The organism is Nocardia sp. NPDC055321, assembly GCF_053645575.1.
This window is the reverse complement of record NZ_JBSHMS010000053.1, coordinates 1-14891: the sequence shown is the minus strand read 5'-3', so window position 1 is coordinate 14891 and position 14891 is coordinate 1. Positions and strand designations below refer to the sequence as shown.

Genomic DNA, 14891 nt, shown 5'->3' with positions numbered 1-14891 from the left:
AATTGAAGGCGGTTTTCATGACAAGTACCGTGCCGCAACCGGTGGCACTGGGCGACGAGGCCGCTCGGACACTCGCCAATGCCACCAAGACCGTTCCGCAGATGGAGTCGATCACCCCGCGGTGGTTGGTCCATCTGCTGAGCTGGGTGCCGGTGGAAGCCGGTATCTACCGGCGCAATCGGGTGACGCACGAGCAGACCGTCGACATCAAGTGCGACAACTACGACGAGTCCCCGCTGCCGGAGACCTTCATCGACTACGAGAAAGATCCGCGCGAGTACCGGCTCAAGGCCGTGCACACGATTCTCGACGTGCACACCCGGGTCTCGGACCTGTATTCCAGCCCGCACGACCAGATCTCCCAGCAGTTGCGCCTGACCATCGAGGCGATCAAGGAGCATCAGGAGGGCGAACTGATCAACAGCCCCGACTACGGGCTGATCGCCAATACGCCGAAGAAGCAACGGATCTCGACCATCGCGGGCCCCCCGACGCCGGACGACCTGGACAATCTCATCGCCAAGGTCTGGAAGGAGCCCGGCTTCTTCCTCACCCATCCGGAGGGCATCGCGGCGTTCGGGCGAGAGTGCACGCGGCGCGGTGTGCCGCCGCCGACGGTGAGTCTGTTCGGCTCGCAGTTCATCACCTGGCGCGGGATTCCGATCATCCCCTCGGACAAGGTCCCGGTGACGGGCGGCAAGACGAAGTTCCTGCTCATCCGCCCGGGCGCGGAACGACAGGGCGTGGTCGGGCTGTACCAGCCGGGCCTGGCCGGCGAACAGGGCCCGGGACTGTCGGTGAAGTTCATGGGCATCGACCGCAGCGCCATTGCCTCGTATCTGGTGTCGCTGTACTGCTCGCTGGCGATCCTGACCGACGACGCGGTGGCCGTGCTCGAGGGCGCAGAGGTGAACAGGTTCCATGACTATGCACCGACCTACCGCTGATCTGCCCGCTCCCCCGGAACCGGTGGCCGCCACCGGTTCCGAGTGGAGCGCCCTGCTCCCGGACGAGGCGACGCTGAATCGCCTTGCCGGGGAGTTCTTCTCGGCGCTGCCGTCGGCGGCGCCGGGCCTCGGGGGGCCGGTCGTCGCGGGGCTGAGCACCCCGGCCCCGGAGCCGCCGCCGATCCCGTATGTTCCGGGCGCGCCGAGCACCCCGGCGGGGCCGTCCGGCGTTCCCGGATCGCCGGGGGCACTGCCCTCGGCCGCGTCGGTCCCCGCGGCGGCTCCCCTGTCGGCGGCGGGGGCGAGCTCGCTCCCGCACGCGCCGGACCCGGCCGTGCCGAGTGGCGGCGCGGTGCCGGAAGGCGCTGTGCCGCAGCCGAGTCCGGGCATCTCCGTTCCTGCCACGGCGGGCACTCCGCGCACCCCGGGCGCACCGCGGGGTGCGGTGCCGCCCGGCGGGGCCACGCCCGCCCCGACCGTGCCGGGCTGGGAGTCCGGGACCGCCGCGGCCCCGGTGCACACCGATCCCTGGCTGCCCGAACTGCCGTCGCTCGATATCCCGCTGACCCCATCGCGGTTCAGCTCACCGGCCACGTCGCCGGGCGGGCCGAGCTTCTACTTCCTCGAGCGACCCCGGACCGATCCGGCACCGGCGGGCTCGCAGTTCTACTTCCTCGGGGACCGGGCCGGCGATCCCGTGTCGGATCGGCATCCGCCGTTCGACGTGCACGCCATCCGCCGGGATTTCCCCATCCTGAGCGAGCGGGTGAACGGGCACCCGCTGGTGTGGTTCGACAACGCCGCCACCACGCAGAAGCCGCGCGCGGTCATCGACCGCATCACCCGCTTCTACGAGCACGAGAACTCCAATATCCACCGTGCCGCACACGAATTGGCGGCGCGCTCGACCGACGCGTACGAGCACGCCCGCGAGGCGGTGGCACGGTTCCTCGGCGCGGGCTCGGCACAGGAGATCATCTTCGTGCGCGGGGCGACCGAGGGCCTGAACCTCATCGCCCAGACCTGGGGCCGCAAGAACCTGCACGCCGGTGACGAGATCCTCGTCTCGCACCTCGAACACCACGCCAATATCGTCCCGTGGCAGCTGCTGGCGGCCGAGACCGGCGCGGTACTGAAGGTGATTCCGGTGGACGACACCGGCCAGTTGCGGATGGACGAGTACACCCGGCTGCTGTCCGATCGCACGAAACTGGTGTCGGTGACCCATGTGTCGAACGCGCTGGGCACCATTACGCCCATCGCGGACGTGGTCGCCGAGGCCAGGCGCGCGGGCGCGGTCACCGTGGTGGACGGCGCGCAGTCCATCCCGCACACCCGGATCGACGTCCGCGCCCTGGACGCCGACTTCTTCGTCTTCTCGGGCCACAAGCTCTTCGGCCCGACCGGCATCGGCGCGGTCTACGGCAAATCCGAGGTGCTCCAGGATCTTCCGCCCTGGCAGGGCGGCGGCAACATGATCAGCGACGTCACCTTCGATCGCTCGCTGTTCCAGCCGCCGCCGGGCCGTTTCGAGGCGGGCACCGGCAACATCGCCGACGCGGTCGGGCTGGGCGCGGCCGTGGAATACGTCGAAACCCTCGGCATCGACACCATCGCCCGCTACGAACACGGCCTGCTCGAGTACGCCACGCCCCGCCTGGCGGCGATCCCGGGCGTGCGCCTCATCGGCACCGCCGCGCACAAGGCGAGCGTGCTGTCGTTCACCCTGGCCGGCCACGAACCCATCGAAGTCGGAACGGCCTTGAACGAGAAGGGCATAGCGGTCCGGGCCGGGCACCACTGCGCCCAGCCCATCCTGCGCCGCTTCGGCGTGGAGGCCACGGTTCGCCCCTCCTTCGCCTTCTACAACACCTGCGAGGAGATCGATCGCTTCATCGCCGAGGTCACCCGCCTCGCCCACGCGCGCGGCTGATAACCGGACGACCACGGGGTGGTGGGCTCATCGAGCCCGCCACCCCTTACTCGTGTCGCGGACGGCGGAACAGGCAGTCCTACAACCGTTCCCGGCTCAGAAGGGCCGGTTGGACGGCACGTTCACCCAGCTGGGTGCGGCCGGGTCCAGCACGAGGTGCTGCGGCCTGAGCTGCGACTCCAGCATGAGCGCGGGCACCATGAACCCCTTGGGGATGTTGGCGGCGTATATGTCCACCCGCAGCCGATGCCCCGGCTGCAACACCGCGTCGGTGGCGATGAGCCCGACGTCGAGCGTGGTGGGCACGCCCGGAACCACCGGCTGCCGATCGGGCAGGGTCAGCGTGTAGAAGGGCTTCGTGTAGTCCCCGTTCGGGGCGAATTCACTCGCGGCGTCATCGGTCTTGCGCAGCGAGGCGGTGAGCTGGCCCGTGGTCAGCACCGTCGAGCGGCCGTCCGGCGCGACGTCGTTGAGGGTGGCGGACCAGTACCCCTCGGTGGTGTCGAGCACGGTGTTGAGGTGGACATTGACCGCACCCGAGATCAGCGTCGGCTCGGTCACCGGGTTGCCCGTGAAGGTGAGCGCGGCCGTCTCGGCGATGCGGGAATCCTTGTAACAGGCGTCGATCAGCTGGATGCCCAGCAGTCCGGCCGTGCCCTGGACGCCGTCACTGGAGCAGAGGGTGGACAGCCCCGGTGCCACGGTGAGCGTGGCCGGCTCCACCGGCGGCGCGGCGCTGAGCGAACCGTCGTGCGCGACCGGGCCGGTGACGCTGCCGCTCGGCGCGGCCGACAGATAGTGGCGCGCGTATGTCATTCCCGCGCGCGGGAACTCGTCGCTGGTCGTCCAGCCGCCGCCCTGCTGGAACAGCGTCGCCGGGCTGTACTCGTCGATGCCGTTGTCGATGCCCTTGAGCCACCTGTCGAACCAGGCCCGCTGGAGCACGTCGATGCGCGGCGGCGCACCCGCGACGCCCAGCCCGGAACCGACCGAGACGTGGTACCAGTCGCCCATGAGGAGCTTCTTCTTGCTCGACGGCAGCGGGATCGCCTCGATGATCTCCGGTTGGGACGCCGCGAAGATGTCGTGCCAGCCGCCGACGATGAAGGTCGGCACCTCGATGCGGTCCGGATGGCTGGTGAGTCCCGATCGCAGCGGGCCGTCCGGATTCAGGATGTCGAGCATGTCCTGCGGGAGCGCGTCGACCGAGGGCACGAACATCGCGCGAATCAGCGTGTCCAGGAAGGTGATCGGGCTGTCGACGCGATCGGCGAGCCACTTCCAGTCGAACTGCCCGGTGACCAGCGCCGTGAGATCCGGCACCCACTTGCCGGTATTGATGGCCGCGAGCCAGATGGGAACGAACCCGATGTCGAAGCCGCCGCCCGGGAAGACCGTGTCACGTAGCAGGTCGCTGCCGGGCTCGACCGCGAATACCGCCTGCACCGAGGGCGGGCGTTGCTGTGCGCCCTGGAGCGCGCTGATACCGCCGTTGGACACCCCGGCCAAGCCGACCTTGCCGTCCGACCATGGTTGCCGCGCTGACCATTCCGCGATCTCGGCGGTGTCGCGTTGCTCGCGCTCCCCGAATACCTGCCACTCCCCCTGCGAGAAGCCGGTGCCGCGCACATCCGCGACGATTTCGGTGTATCCCGACTGCACCAGTTTGCGGTCGGCGGAAATCGCCCGCAGGATCCCGCCGGACAAGGTCTTGACCTGTTCGCCCAGTCCCTCGAAGGGCGTCCCGCCGAGCTGAAAGAGATCGAACCGGTTCATCAGATCGACCACCGCGTCGGACAGCACCGGCACCGACAGGGCCGAATCCAGCAGCATGTACACGAGTTTCGTGTACGGCGTCATATTGACGATGGTGGGCATCGGCGTCTCGACGATGCGCCCGGCCGCGTCCATCGGCCGATACACGTTGGCCTGCAACACGGTTCCGTCACTCATGGTGATGGGCACGTCCCATTCCACGTGCACCCCCGGATACAGCGGCGGTCCGTCCTGCGCGGCCGTCCACTCCGCGCTCCGATCCGATTCGGCCCGCGCATCGGGCGCCACCACCGTCCCCGCGGCCATGACGGCTACGGCGACGGCCGCGACCGCGATCCACCCCCGAGCATTGAATCTCATCGCAATCCGACCAGCCCTTCATTGGACAAGTGGAAAACATCGTGTTTCCTCACTAGTTGGGTACCGTAACGTACCTCACTATGCCCGGCAACATCCGACCCGGTCACACGGTGTGCGACGCAGCGCGCGGCAGGCCGCCGACCGTGCTATATCGTGGCCGGGTGAATGTGCCGACCGCCGAGGACCGGCTGCCCCGCGGCCCGCATCGCCTGACGCGCGAGGAAGTGGCGCAGTCGCAGCGCGGGCGGCTCTACATCGCCGCCCTCGACGCCGTCGCCGAGCACGGCTACCGAGCCCTGACCGTGGCCGACCTGGTGTCCCGCGCCAAGATCTCCCGGCGCACCTTCTACGAGCTGTTCGACTCCAAGGAAGCCTGTTTCGCCGCGGCCTTCGAGGTGCTGGTCGAGGTCGCCACCGGCGCGCTGACCGAATCCGTGAGCGCCACCGAACAACTCGACTGGCGCGAGCTGGTCCGCACCTCACTGACCACCTACCTGCGACTGCTCGCCGCCGAGCCCGCCGCGGCACGCACCCTGCACGTGGAGGCCCCGCTGGCCGGCGCCGCCTTCGCCGATTACCGCAGGCGGCTCATGACGGTGTTCGCCGGGCGCATGCGCGCGGCCCGCGATATCGCCGTGGCCCAGGGCGAATTGCGCGGCGCGCTGCCCGACGAGGTGTTCGAGTTCCTGATCGGCGGCATCGACGACCGCATTCGCGACCGACTGCTCACCCACGGCCCGGAGACGCTCGGAGACCTCGCGCCGACCCTGTGCCATATCGCCGTCACCCTGCTCAGCAGCGAATACGACGGGTAACAGTACGATTCAGCCGCTCGCGCGCGAATCCCCCGCGCCGCCATTGAATCTGCGATCCAGCACCGCCCACACCTCGGCGATCGTTCGCATCGCCGGGATCTCGTCCTCGGCGAGGGACAGCCCGAACACTTCCTCGATCTCGGCGATCACCGCGACCCACCCCGCTTCGCACACACGGCCCGATTCCTTCGGACGAACGTGAGAAACACTAACGTACCCCACTTGCCGCAGCCCGGCCTGTGGCCGGTCTCACCGCCCGCGGCCGGGTGCTATTCGACCGCCGCCGCGGCGAAGCGGGTGCCGATCTCGGCGGCGGTGACCTTGGCCAGCTCGACCAGGAACGGGACGCGCTCGGGGATCATCAGGGCGGCGGGGCCGCGCAGGCCCAGGGCGAAGCGGCAGCGGCCGGCGGGATCGAGGATCGGCAGGCCGATCGTGCGGAACTCGGGGTCGAGTTCGCCGTCGTTGTAGGCGTAGCCGCGCTCGCGGGTCCGGGTCAGTTCGGCGCGCAGTTCGGCCGGGCCCGCGACCGAGCGATCGGTGCCCTCGTCGTAGGGCAGGGCCGCGAGCTCCTCGTCGCTCGCGTCCGACCACGCCAGCAGCGCCTTGCCCAGGGCGCTGGCGTGCAGCGGCAGCCGCACGCCCTGCAGGCGATGGCCGTCGGTCTCGCGCCAGCGGCTGGTGCCGAGCAGCACCGCGTGGATGCTGTGCCGGATGGCGACCGAGGCGCTCGCGCCGGTCGTGGCGGCCAACTGCTCGAGGCACGGTTCGGCGAGATAGATGCGGTGCTGGCGGTAGGCGATCTGACCGTATTCGGCCAGCGCCCCGCCCATGCGGTAGCGGCTGGATTCCTCGTTCTTCTCCAGGAATCCGGCGGCGACCAGGGCCGCCAGCAGCCGGTGCGTGGTGCTCACGGCCAGGCCCTGCTGGCGCGCGATCTCCGAGACGCCGCGCTCGTCGCCGCCCCGGAAACATTCGAGCACCGACAGGGCACGGGCAATGGTTTGCACACCGGGGGCTTCCACGTCGGCGACGGTAGCACGGACACATCGGCCCCCACCGCCGAGCTTTCCACTATCCGGAAAACCTCCCAGCACACGAATTCGCATCGGCCCGCGCGAAACTCTGTCGAGGATCAGCCCTTTCGACGCGAGCATCGGCGACTTCGCGCGGTGTAACCGCTGTCCCCCACCGCTGTCAAGCCTTCCGATCCTCGGAAAGCATTACCTCGCCGTGGCGCTCCGGGATCCCTACTGTCCCAGGGCATCGATCGATGACGCGATCGATTCTCGAACCGGAAGAGGTGTCCCCACGATGTTCCGCACACGTCGGCCCAACCGTTGGCGGCTCGCGCTCGCGCTGGCCCCCGTCGTCGCTCTCGTCGCCGCGTGTGGATCGGGCGCGAGCACCGATGACGCGGCCGGACCGGAACTGGTCCTCAAGGTCGTGGACCCGGGCAACTCCGGCCCGCTCGCGGTCGGCAAGCGCGACGGCACCTTCGACAAGGCCCTGGCCCCGCTGGGCGCCCGCATCGAATGGGTCACCACCACACCGGGTTTCAGCTCCATGCTGAAGCTGTTCAACACCGGCGAGCTCGATGTGTCCGGCGCGGCCTTCAGCCCCGTGGTCGGCGCGCTGTCCAAGGACGTGCCGGTGCGCATCGTGGCCGTACAGGACCCGGCGGGCAAGGATCAGAGCGGCATCATCGCCCACCCGGACGCCGGCATCCGCGCGGTCAAGGATCTGGTGGGCAAGCGCGTCGCGGTGAACCCGGCGGGCAAGGGCGAGTACATCCTGCTCAAGGCCCTGGCCCAGGCCGGCGTCCCGGCCGACAAGGTGACCCGGGTTCCGTTGCAGCAGAAGGACGCCGCCTCGGCCTTCGCCACCGGCAAGGTCGACGCCTGGTCCTCGTTCCTGGTCCCGTACCAGGAGGCCAAGGCCAACGGCGGGATCGAGCTGGCCACCGAGCAGAGCATCGGCTCCAAGGACAACACGGTCGTGGTGTTCCGCACCGAGGTCCTGGACAAGCGGCCCGACGTCGCGGCCAAGTATCTCGAAGTGCTGCAGGGTCTTTCGGCCCAGCAACGCGCCAACCCGGCGGAGTTCGAGAACGTCTTCGAGAAGACCGGCCCGCGCGCGCTCAGCGGCGCGCGCCTGGCCGACGCCCTGCGCGTCGGCGGTGAGGCGACCCAGCCGCACCTGCCCAAGGAGTCCGACGCCGCCGATCTGGCCGACGTGGTGAACCAGTTCGCCGACAACGGCGTCATCAGCCGCAAGATCACCGGCGCGGACATCTTCTACGACCTGAAGTCCAAGCTGACCCCCGAGCAGCTGGCCGCACTGAAGGAAAGCTGACATGGCCGTCCTCGTCGCCGCGGGCACGGGCGCGACCGCACCCGCCGCGCCCGGCTCCGCATCCCCCACCGAGCCCGCGCTCGTTCTCGCCCCGCCCCGCGCTCGTATCGAGAAGCGCAGGCCCGCATGGCTGTCGATTCCGCTGCGGTTCCTGCTGCCCGCGCTGATCTTCGCAGGCTGGTGGATCGGTTCGGCGACGGGGGCGCTGTCCCCGCGGGTCCTGGCCGGACCGCCCAAGGTGTGGTCGGTCTTCACCGAACTGCTCGGCACCGGCCAACTGGCGGACTTCGCGCTCGCCTCGTTCACCCGGGCGGCCCTCGGGGTCGCGCTCGGGGTGGGCGCGGGCCTGCTGCTCGGCTTCGCCGCCGGATTGTCCAGCCTCGGTGAGGAATTGGTCGACTCGACCATGCAGATCCTGCGCGCCGTGCCCTTCCTGGCGCTGGTGCCGCTGTTCATCGCCTGGTTCGGCATCGACGAGCTGTACAAGGTGCTGCTGATCGCGGTCGCCACCGTCGCGCCCATGTACGCCTACACCTATCTGGGCGTGCGCAACGTGGACCGCAAGGTGGTCGAGGCCGCGCGCGGGTTCGGGCTCAGCGGGGTACGGCTGGTGCTCGAGGTCATCCTGCCCTCGGCACTGCCGGGCGTGCTCATGGCCCTGCGGGTGTGCCTGTCCATCAGCATCACCGGCCTCATCGCCGCCGAACAGGTCGGCACCAACGAGGGCGTGGGCTACCTGGTGACCCTGGCCCAGGAGTACAACCGCACCGACTACATGGTGTTGTGCGTGGTGCTCTACGCGCTGCTCGGCCTGATCTTCGACGGTCTGGTCCGCATCGCGGAGCGCTACGCCATGCCGTGGCGGCGACAGGTGGCCATCCGATGACCGCCGCGACCCCGCGCACCGAAAGCCCGGTGGCGGTCTCGATCACCGGGCTGCGCAAGGCGTTCGGCGAGAAGGTGGTGCTGGACGACATCGAGCTGACCATTCGCCGCGGCGAGTTCGTGGTCCTGCTCGGGCCCAGCGGCACCGGCAAGACCACGCTGCTGCGCCTGCTGACCGGCCTCGAGCTTCCCGATGCCGGACAGGTGCTGGTCCCCGCCGCCCGCACCACCGTCTATCAGGAACCGCGACTCATCCCCTCCAAGCGGGTGCTGGCCAATGTCGTTGTCGGCCAGCGCCGTTCCCGCCAGGTACGCGAGGCCGGGCTGCGCGCACTGGGCGAGGTGCACCTGGACGGCAAGGCCCGCCAGTGGCCCGCGACCCTGTCCGGCGGCGAGGCCCAGCGCGCGGCGCTGGCCCGCGCCCTGGTCCGCGAACCCGAACTGCTACTGCTGGACGAACCGTTCGCCGCGCTCGACGCCCTCACCCGCCTGCAGATGCAGGACCTGGTCGGCGATCTGGTGGCACGGCACCGGCCCGCGGTGCTCATGGTCACCCACGACGTGGACGAGGCCGTCCGGCTCGCCGATCGCGTCCTGGTGCTCGACAACGGCCGCTTCGCCGTGGACACCGACATCGACCTGCCGCGACCGCGCGATCGGACCGATCCCGCGGCCCTGCGCTATCGCGCGGACTTCCTCGCCCAGCTGGGCGTGGACCGCATTCCCGAAACTCCCAGGAGCACATCATGACCGACACCCTCTGGTACACGCGCTGCCCCGTCCCCACCGCGAGCGGGCTGGCGCACAGCCTCGGCTGGCTCGGCGAGACCGCCGCGCACAGCGGCCTCGATTTCGGGGTGCTGCAGGACGCCGGTCCGGAGCTGGCGGGCTTCCACTTCTCGCACGAGCTGTCCGGGCTGATCCGCGAGGGCGGCAACGTGCCCGCCCTCGCCGCCCGGGCGCAGGGGTCGCCGACCCGGCTGATCGGCCTGACCTGGATCGACGAGTCGCAGGCCATCCTGGTCGGCCCGGATTCGCAGGTCACCGGCGCGGCCGATCTCGCGGGACTGCGGGTCGCGGTGCCGGCGTGGGCGCAGGATCAGGCGCGCAGCTTCCCGCGCGCCATGGCGCTGCACGGCTTCGCCAACGCGCTGCGCCCGGCCGGGCTCACCCTGGCCGACGTGCGCGTCACCGAGGTCGGGGTCGAGCGGGACCCGCAGGTGCGCACGGAGGTTCAGGAGCGGCGTCGCGACATCACCTGGGGCGTGCGGGAACTGCTCGACGGCACGGTGGACGCCATCTACGTCAAGGGCGCCCGCGCCCAGGAGGTGGCGGTCGAACACGGCCTGCGCGTGGCCATCGACCTGGACGCCTCCGAGACCAAGCGACTGCGGGTGAACAACGGCACCCCGCGCCCGATCACGGTGCATCAGGAACTGCTGGACACCAAACCCGAAGTGGTGGTGGGCTTCCTGGCCCAGAGCCTGCGGGCGGCGGACTGGGCGGCGGGCAACCTCGACGGCGTCCGCGAGGTGCTCCAGCGCGAAACCCTCTCCGGCCCCGACGGTGTGGTGGCGGCCTACGGCACCGAGTTCCATCGCGGCCTGCACCCCTCGCTCACGGCCGAGCGCGTCGAACTGCTCGGGGTGCAGCAGCGGTTCCTGTACAGCCACGGCTTCCTGGCGGCGGACTTCGACCTGGACGCCTGGGTCGCGCACGAGACCCTCGAACAGGCCCGCGCCCTCGTCGCCGCCGAGCGGGTGCCGGCATGACCGACTACCTGTGGCGGCTGCCCGCCCGCGGCGACGGCCGGCGCGCGAATCCGGAACTGCGGCGTCGCGGCGGCTTCGGCGGGCCCGGCCCCGTCACCCCGGCCACCGATGTGCGGCCCGGCAATTTCGGGCCGTTCGACGACCTGCACCAGATCATCGACGCCGCCGAACTCAACGGCCTGGACGGTGTGCTCGCGCCCTACGATCCGCTGGGCGAGGAGTCCTGGATCGTGGCCGCGGGGGCGCTGCGGGCCACCCGGCACTCCCGGGTCGTCGTCGAGTTCCAGCCCGCCTTCGGCACCCCCGTGTACGCGGCCAAGATCTCGGCCACGCTGCAACGGCTCTCGGCCGGGCGGTTGGGGTGGCGGCTCGCGGTCGACACCGACATCGCCGACGAACGGGCGCGCGGCGACCGGGTCGTCGGGGACGACCGCTACGCGCGGGCAGCCGAATTCCTCACCGTCGCCAAGGGTGTCTGGAACTCGGATCCCATTCCGGGCGCGGGGTTCAAAGGCACCGGGTTCGAGTACGCGGGCGAGTTCTACGACGTCATCGACGGCGGTTTCCGCGGGATCCTGTCCGGACTGCCCTTCCCGCAGGTGTATCTGTCGGGGACTTCGGCTGCCGCGCTGAAGCTTTCGGCGAAGCACGCCGACGTCCACGTCTTCACCGAAACACTCGACGGTTTCGCCGCACCGCTGGCCGAACTGGGCCGGCTCGCCGACGCGCAGGGCCGCACGGTCCGGGCCGGGCTGGAGCTGCCGATCATCGCCCGCGAAACCGAGACCGAAGCCTGGGCGCGGGTCGAACGGCAGTGGCGTGAGCTGCATCCGTCGGGTCCGGACGCCACCTCGCTGAGTCTGGGCGACGGCCGGTGGGCCGGTTTCGGCGAACTCGGGTACCCGCAGGCCATCGGCCTGGTCGGCAGTTACGAGCAGGTGGCGCGTCAGCTCCAGGTGTACACCGCCGCCGGCATCGACAGCATCGCACTGTCGGGCCATCCGCATATCGAGGAGGTGCATCGGACCGGCGAGCACCTGCTGCATCTCGCCGATCCGGCCGGACGTGTTCTGCAGGAGGCTCTCTCGTGACCATCGACATCTACTGGCGCATCGGCATGGAGGGCGATCACGCCTCGCTGCGCACCCCGCGCCGCTACAACCGCGGCCACGCGGGCGGCTACGGGCCGGGCAACATCGCGCCCGCGATCCGCGGCGGCGAACTCGACGGCTACGGCTACATCGACCATATCGCCGCCGTGGCCCGGGCCTCGGAATCGGCCGGCTTCCTGGGCGGGCTGCTGCCCTCGTTCCCGGTCACCGAGGATCCCTGGGCCATCGCGGCCGCGCTGGCCCGCGAGACCACCACGTACCGGTTCATGGTCGCCTTCCAGCCCGGTTTCCTGCATCCGGTGCAGGCCGCGCGCATGTCGGCCAGCCTGCAGCGCGCCACCGGCGGGCGACTGGTCTACAACATCATCAGCGGGGGCGGCGGACCGGCCCAACTGTGGTGGGGCGACAAGGTTTCCCACGACGACCGGTACGCGCGCACCAGCGAGTTCCTCGACGTGCTGCGCGGGGTGTGGGACGGCGAGCCGTACACGCACGACGGGCGTTTCTACCGGGGCGAGGACGCCGCGCTGCCACCGGGCCTGGCGGGGCAGCCCTTCCCGGAGGTCTACTTCTCCGGGTCCTCGGGCGCGGCGGTGCAGGCCGCGGGACGGCACGCCGACTACTACCTGTCCTGGCTCGAGCCCTTCGCGGACCTGCGAGCCAAGTTCGACGGCGTCCGCGCGCACGCCGACCGCATCGGGCGCACCCCGAAGTTCGCGGTCCGCATCGACATCGTCGCCCGGCATACCGAGGAGGCCGCCTGGGCCGAGATCGAGAAGGGCTGGGCGTTCGTGGACCGCGACGCCGCCAATCGCGCCGCCCAGGGCGATTCCGTGGGCGCGGCGCGGATCAAGGGCTGGGTGCCCGAAACCATCACCGGCTACCGCGATCTGGAGGTGCAGCCCAATGTGTGGTGCGGCTTCAGCCTCATACGCGGCGGGCCCGCGTTCGGGCTCGTCGGCAGCTACGAACAGGTGGCCCAGCGCCTCGACGAGCTGACCGAGCTCGGCGTCGACGCCTTCATCCTGGCGGGCAATCCGCACCTGGAGGAGGCGTACCGGGTCGGCGAGGAAGTGCTGCCGCTGCTGGGCCGCTCGCGGCTGACCGCACCGGAACCCGTTGCCGCGCTGTCCGCTACGCGCTGAGCACACCACGACCATCGAATCAGGAGACATCATGACCACCGTCGAGACCGTCCTCTCCGACACCGCCGCCGAATTCGTCGCCGCGGTCACCCATGACGCGGACAAGGCGTTCCGGGTGCTGCGCGAGAGCGGCACCGTGACCGGCAACGGCACCGTCAACTTCGTCGAGCGCGTGCCGGGCGAGGACATCGCCGTCGCGCTCAACGAGCCGGGCCCCTGGGCCGACGACCGCACCGTGCGTCCCGTGGTGGCGACCTTCGACGGAAAGGTGCTGTCCGGCAGCGGTTCCGCCGGGTTCGTCACCGGCTACGCCAAGGTGTTCCGCGCCCACCCGGAGATCACCTCCGTGGTGCACGTGCACTCGCCGTGGCTGGGTGGCTGGGCGCAGACCCATCGCACCCTGCCCATTCGCTACGCGGCCGTACAGCGGCTGACCCTGTCCCGGGAGATCCCGCCGCACATCGACCGCAGCATCGGCGCGGGCGACTTCATCCTCCAGCGCCTGACCGTCGACCCGGACCTCATCGCCATCTTCGAGGCCAACGGCGGCGCGAACGTGATCGGCCGGGCCGGGCTGCTCGACCTGGCCAAGCTCGTCGTCCTTCTCGAAGAAGGCGCGCAGTACCAGGCCATCGGCGAAACCCTCGGCGGCTCGGTGGAATTCGACGCCTCCAACCTCGCCGTGCAGTGGGGCCGCACCGGGCTGGCCGACGAGGCCCGCCGCCGCGGCCTGATCTGATCCATCACCCCCACCCCGAAGGAATTCCCCCGTGACCGTTCGTATCGGCTACTTCCCGCACAACAACTCGCTGTTCGTGCTGCGGCACCGCGGCATCGTCGAGCGCACCCTGCCCGACGTGGAATGGGTCGACCTGCGCGCCCTGCCCGAGAGCCCGCGCGCCGACGTGAAAACCGCACTGCCGTCGCTGCATTCGGACTGGCTGTTCGAGGACGGCGGCTACGACGTCATCGGCACCGGCTTCACCCCGCCGGTGACCGCGCTGGCGAACGACCGCGACATCGTCTACCTCGGCATCTCCGGACCCCGCATCGAGAACGGCCGCCTGGTCGCCAAGGCGGGCAACGGCATCGAGACCGTCGCCGACCTGAAGGGCAAGCGCGTCGGCATCGCGCACGGCTCCTGGCAGACCACCCTGCTGCTGTTCGCGCTCGAGCGGGCGGGCCTGGGCTGGGCCGACATCGAGCCGGTCGACACCGATGTCAACGGCGGCGCCGCGCTGCTGAACGGCGACCTCGACGCCTGGGTCGGCGCGTACCCCGGGCTGGCCGCCATCGAGGCGCGGGCCGAGCTGCACACCCTGGTCGACACCGAATCGCTCTTCAGCCATCCGTCGCTGTGGTTCACCCGCCGTGACTTCGCCGAGGGCAATCGCGAAGCCCTGGAGGCGATCCTGGCCGCACTGCAGGAGTCCGACGCCTGGATCACCGAGAATCCGCGCGCCGCGGCGCAGTACTTCGTCGACGACATCGTCGCGCGCGGCGGCACCGCCGATCTCGACGCGTGGGAGGCCGCGCTGCGCGGGCGCCCGTTCGGGATCGACCCCGTCTCGGAATCGTTCCTGGACGAGCAGCAGCACGCCGCCGACCTGCTGGCCGCCAATGGCCTGCTGCCCAAGACCGTTCAGGTCCGCGGCGCGGTACTGCCGTGGATCTCGGACTTCGTCGCGTCCACCCGGAACGCGACCGCCGTCGGCTGAAACCCTCCGGCACCGGCCGGACAACGTGGTCCGGCCGGACCCGTCCGCGAGCCGCGCCCCGAATCAGGAGGCG

14 protein-coding genes are annotated in these 14891 nt (G+C 70.3%); 11 read left to right on the top strand and 3 right to left on the bottom strand.

What is annotated here, in order from left to right; all coding sequences use genetic code 11:
* Positions 1-17: 17 nt before the first annotated feature.
* Together ACWIGI_RS40785 and ACWIGI_RS40780 are read left to right on the top strand one after the other, a co-directional pair.
* Positions 18-947, top strand: coding sequence for a family 2A encapsulin nanocompartment shell protein (locus tag ACWIGI_RS40785; RefSeq protein ID WP_379000101.1), 930 nt, complete (start codon positions 18-20; stop codon positions 945-947).
* Positions 922-2880: a family 2A encapsulin nanocompartment cargo protein cysteine desulfurase gene (locus ACWIGI_RS40780; protein WP_454209053.1), complete on the top strand. Its 1959-nt coding sequence runs from the start codon at positions 922-924 to the stop codon at positions 2878-2880. Before ACWIGI_RS40785 ends, ACWIGI_RS40780 begins: the two co-directional genes overlap by 26 nt.
* Positions 2881-2976: 96 nt before the next feature.
* On the opposite strand, the gene ACWIGI_RS40775 is transcribed toward ACWIGI_RS40780, so the two are convergent.
* Positions 2977-5016, bottom strand: coding sequence for a CocE/NonD family hydrolase (locus ACWIGI_RS40775; RefSeq protein WP_454209051.1), 2040 nt, complete (start codon positions 5014-5016; stop codon positions 2977-2979).
* 161 nt (positions 5017-5177) lie between these two features.
* Here ACWIGI_RS40775 and ACWIGI_RS40770 point away from each other — a divergent pair, with 161 nt between their 5' ends.
* Positions 5178-5831 (top strand): TetR/AcrR family transcriptional regulator, encoded by a 654-nt coding sequence (locus ACWIGI_RS40770; RefSeq protein ID WP_454209049.1) that lies wholly within the window; start codon positions 5178-5180, stop codon positions 5829-5831.
* Between the two features lie 9 nt (positions 5832-5840).
* Here ACWIGI_RS40770 and ACWIGI_RS40765 read toward each other — a convergent pair whose 3' ends face one another.
* Both ACWIGI_RS40765 and ACWIGI_RS40760 read right to left on the bottom strand, forming a co-directional pair.
* Positions 5841-6005, bottom strand: a complete 165-nt coding sequence (locus tag ACWIGI_RS40765) for a hypothetical protein (protein WP_454209047.1) — start codon at positions 6003-6005, stop codon at positions 5841-5843.
* Positions 6006-6100: 95 nt separating this feature from the next.
* Positions 6101-6856, bottom strand: coding sequence for an IclR family transcriptional regulator (locus ACWIGI_RS40760; protein WP_454209045.1), 756 nt, complete (start codon positions 6854-6856; stop codon positions 6101-6103).
* 289 nt (positions 6857-7145) lie between these two features.
* On the opposite strand from ACWIGI_RS40760, the gene ACWIGI_RS40755 reads away from it, so the two are divergent.
* From ACWIGI_RS40755 to ACWIGI_RS40720, 8 genes are read left to right on the top strand one after another with little or no spacing between them, the layout of a single operon-like run.
* The gene (locus ACWIGI_RS40755) at positions 7146-8186 is read left to right on the top strand and encodes an NrtA/SsuA/CpmA family ABC transporter substrate-binding protein (RefSeq protein ID WP_454209043.1); all 1041 of its coding nucleotides are present in this window, start codon (positions 7146-7148) and stop codon (positions 8184-8186) included.
* 1 nt (position 8187) lies between these two features.
* On the top strand, positions 8188-9072 hold the full coding sequence (locus ACWIGI_RS40750; RefSeq protein ID WP_454209042.1) for an ABC transporter permease: 885 nt from the start codon (positions 8188-8190) through the stop codon (positions 9070-9072).
* Positions 9069-9821 (top strand): ABC transporter ATP-binding protein, encoded by a 753-nt coding sequence (locus tag ACWIGI_RS40745; protein WP_454209041.1) that lies wholly within the window; start codon positions 9069-9071, stop codon positions 9819-9821. Before ACWIGI_RS40750 ends, ACWIGI_RS40745 begins: the two co-directional genes overlap by 4 nt.
* Positions 9818-10843, top strand: a complete 1026-nt coding sequence (locus ACWIGI_RS40740; RefSeq protein ID WP_454209040.1) for an ABC transporter substrate-binding protein — start codon at positions 9818-9820, stop codon at positions 10841-10843. Before ACWIGI_RS40745 ends, ACWIGI_RS40740 begins: the two co-directional genes overlap by 4 nt.
* Positions 10840-11934 carry an LLM class flavin-dependent oxidoreductase gene (locus ACWIGI_RS40735; RefSeq protein ID WP_454209039.1) on the top strand — a complete coding sequence of 365 codons (1095 nt, stop codon included), beginning with the start codon at positions 10840-10842 and terminating at the stop codon, positions 11932-11934. The genes ACWIGI_RS40740 and ACWIGI_RS40735 overlap by 4 nt, the downstream gene beginning before the upstream one ends.
* Entirely contained in the window at positions 11931-13100 is a 1170-nt protein-coding gene (locus ACWIGI_RS40730) for an LLM class flavin-dependent oxidoreductase (protein ID WP_454209038.1), read from the top strand. The genes ACWIGI_RS40735 and ACWIGI_RS40730 overlap by 4 nt, the downstream gene beginning before the upstream one ends.
* 31 nt (positions 13101-13131) lie before the next feature.
* A complete protein-coding gene (locus ACWIGI_RS40725; protein WP_454209037.1) occupies positions 13132-13839 on the top strand; it encodes a class II aldolase/adducin family protein in 708 nt (235 codons plus the stop codon).
* Between the two features lie 31 nt (positions 13840-13870).
* Entirely contained in the window at positions 13871-14818 is a 948-nt protein-coding gene (locus tag ACWIGI_RS40720; protein ID WP_454209036.1) for an ABC transporter substrate-binding protein, read from the top strand.
* Positions 14819-14891: the final 73 nt, after the last annotated feature.

Bases quoted from the DNA above. Each gene is read 5' to 3' on its own strand.
- ACWIGI_RS40785 (WP_379000101.1), top strand. From the start codon at position 18: ATGACAAGTACCGTGCCGCAACCGGTGGCACTGGGCGACGAGGCCGCT.
- ACWIGI_RS40780 (WP_454209053.1), top strand. From the start codon at position 922: ATGACTATGCACCGACCTACCGCTGATCTGCCCGCTCCCCCGGAACCG.
- ACWIGI_RS40775 (WP_454209051.1), bottom strand. From the start codon at position 5,016: ATGAGATTCAATGCTCGGGGGTGGATCGCGGTCGCGGCCGTCGCCGTA.
- ACWIGI_RS40755 (WP_454209043.1), top strand. From the start codon at position 7,146: ATGTTCCGCACACGTCGGCCCAACCGTTGGCGGCTCGCGCTCGCGCTG.
- ACWIGI_RS40750 (WP_454209042.1), top strand. From the start codon at position 8,188: ATGGCCGTCCTCGTCGCCGCGGGCACGGGCGCGACCGCACCCGCCGCG.
- ACWIGI_RS40745 (WP_454209041.1), top strand. From the start codon at position 9,069: ATGACCGCCGCGACCCCGCGCACCGAAAGCCCGGTGGCGGTCTCGATC.
- ACWIGI_RS40740 (WP_454209040.1), top strand. From the start codon at position 9,818: ATGACCGACACCCTCTGGTACACGCGCTGCCCCGTCCCCACCGCGAGC.
- ACWIGI_RS40735 (WP_454209039.1), top strand. From the start codon at position 10,840: ATGACCGACTACCTGTGGCGGCTGCCCGCCCGCGGCGACGGCCGGCGC.
- ACWIGI_RS40725 (WP_454209037.1), top strand. From the start codon at position 13,132: ATGACCACCGTCGAGACCGTCCTCTCCGACACCGCCGCCGAATTCGTC.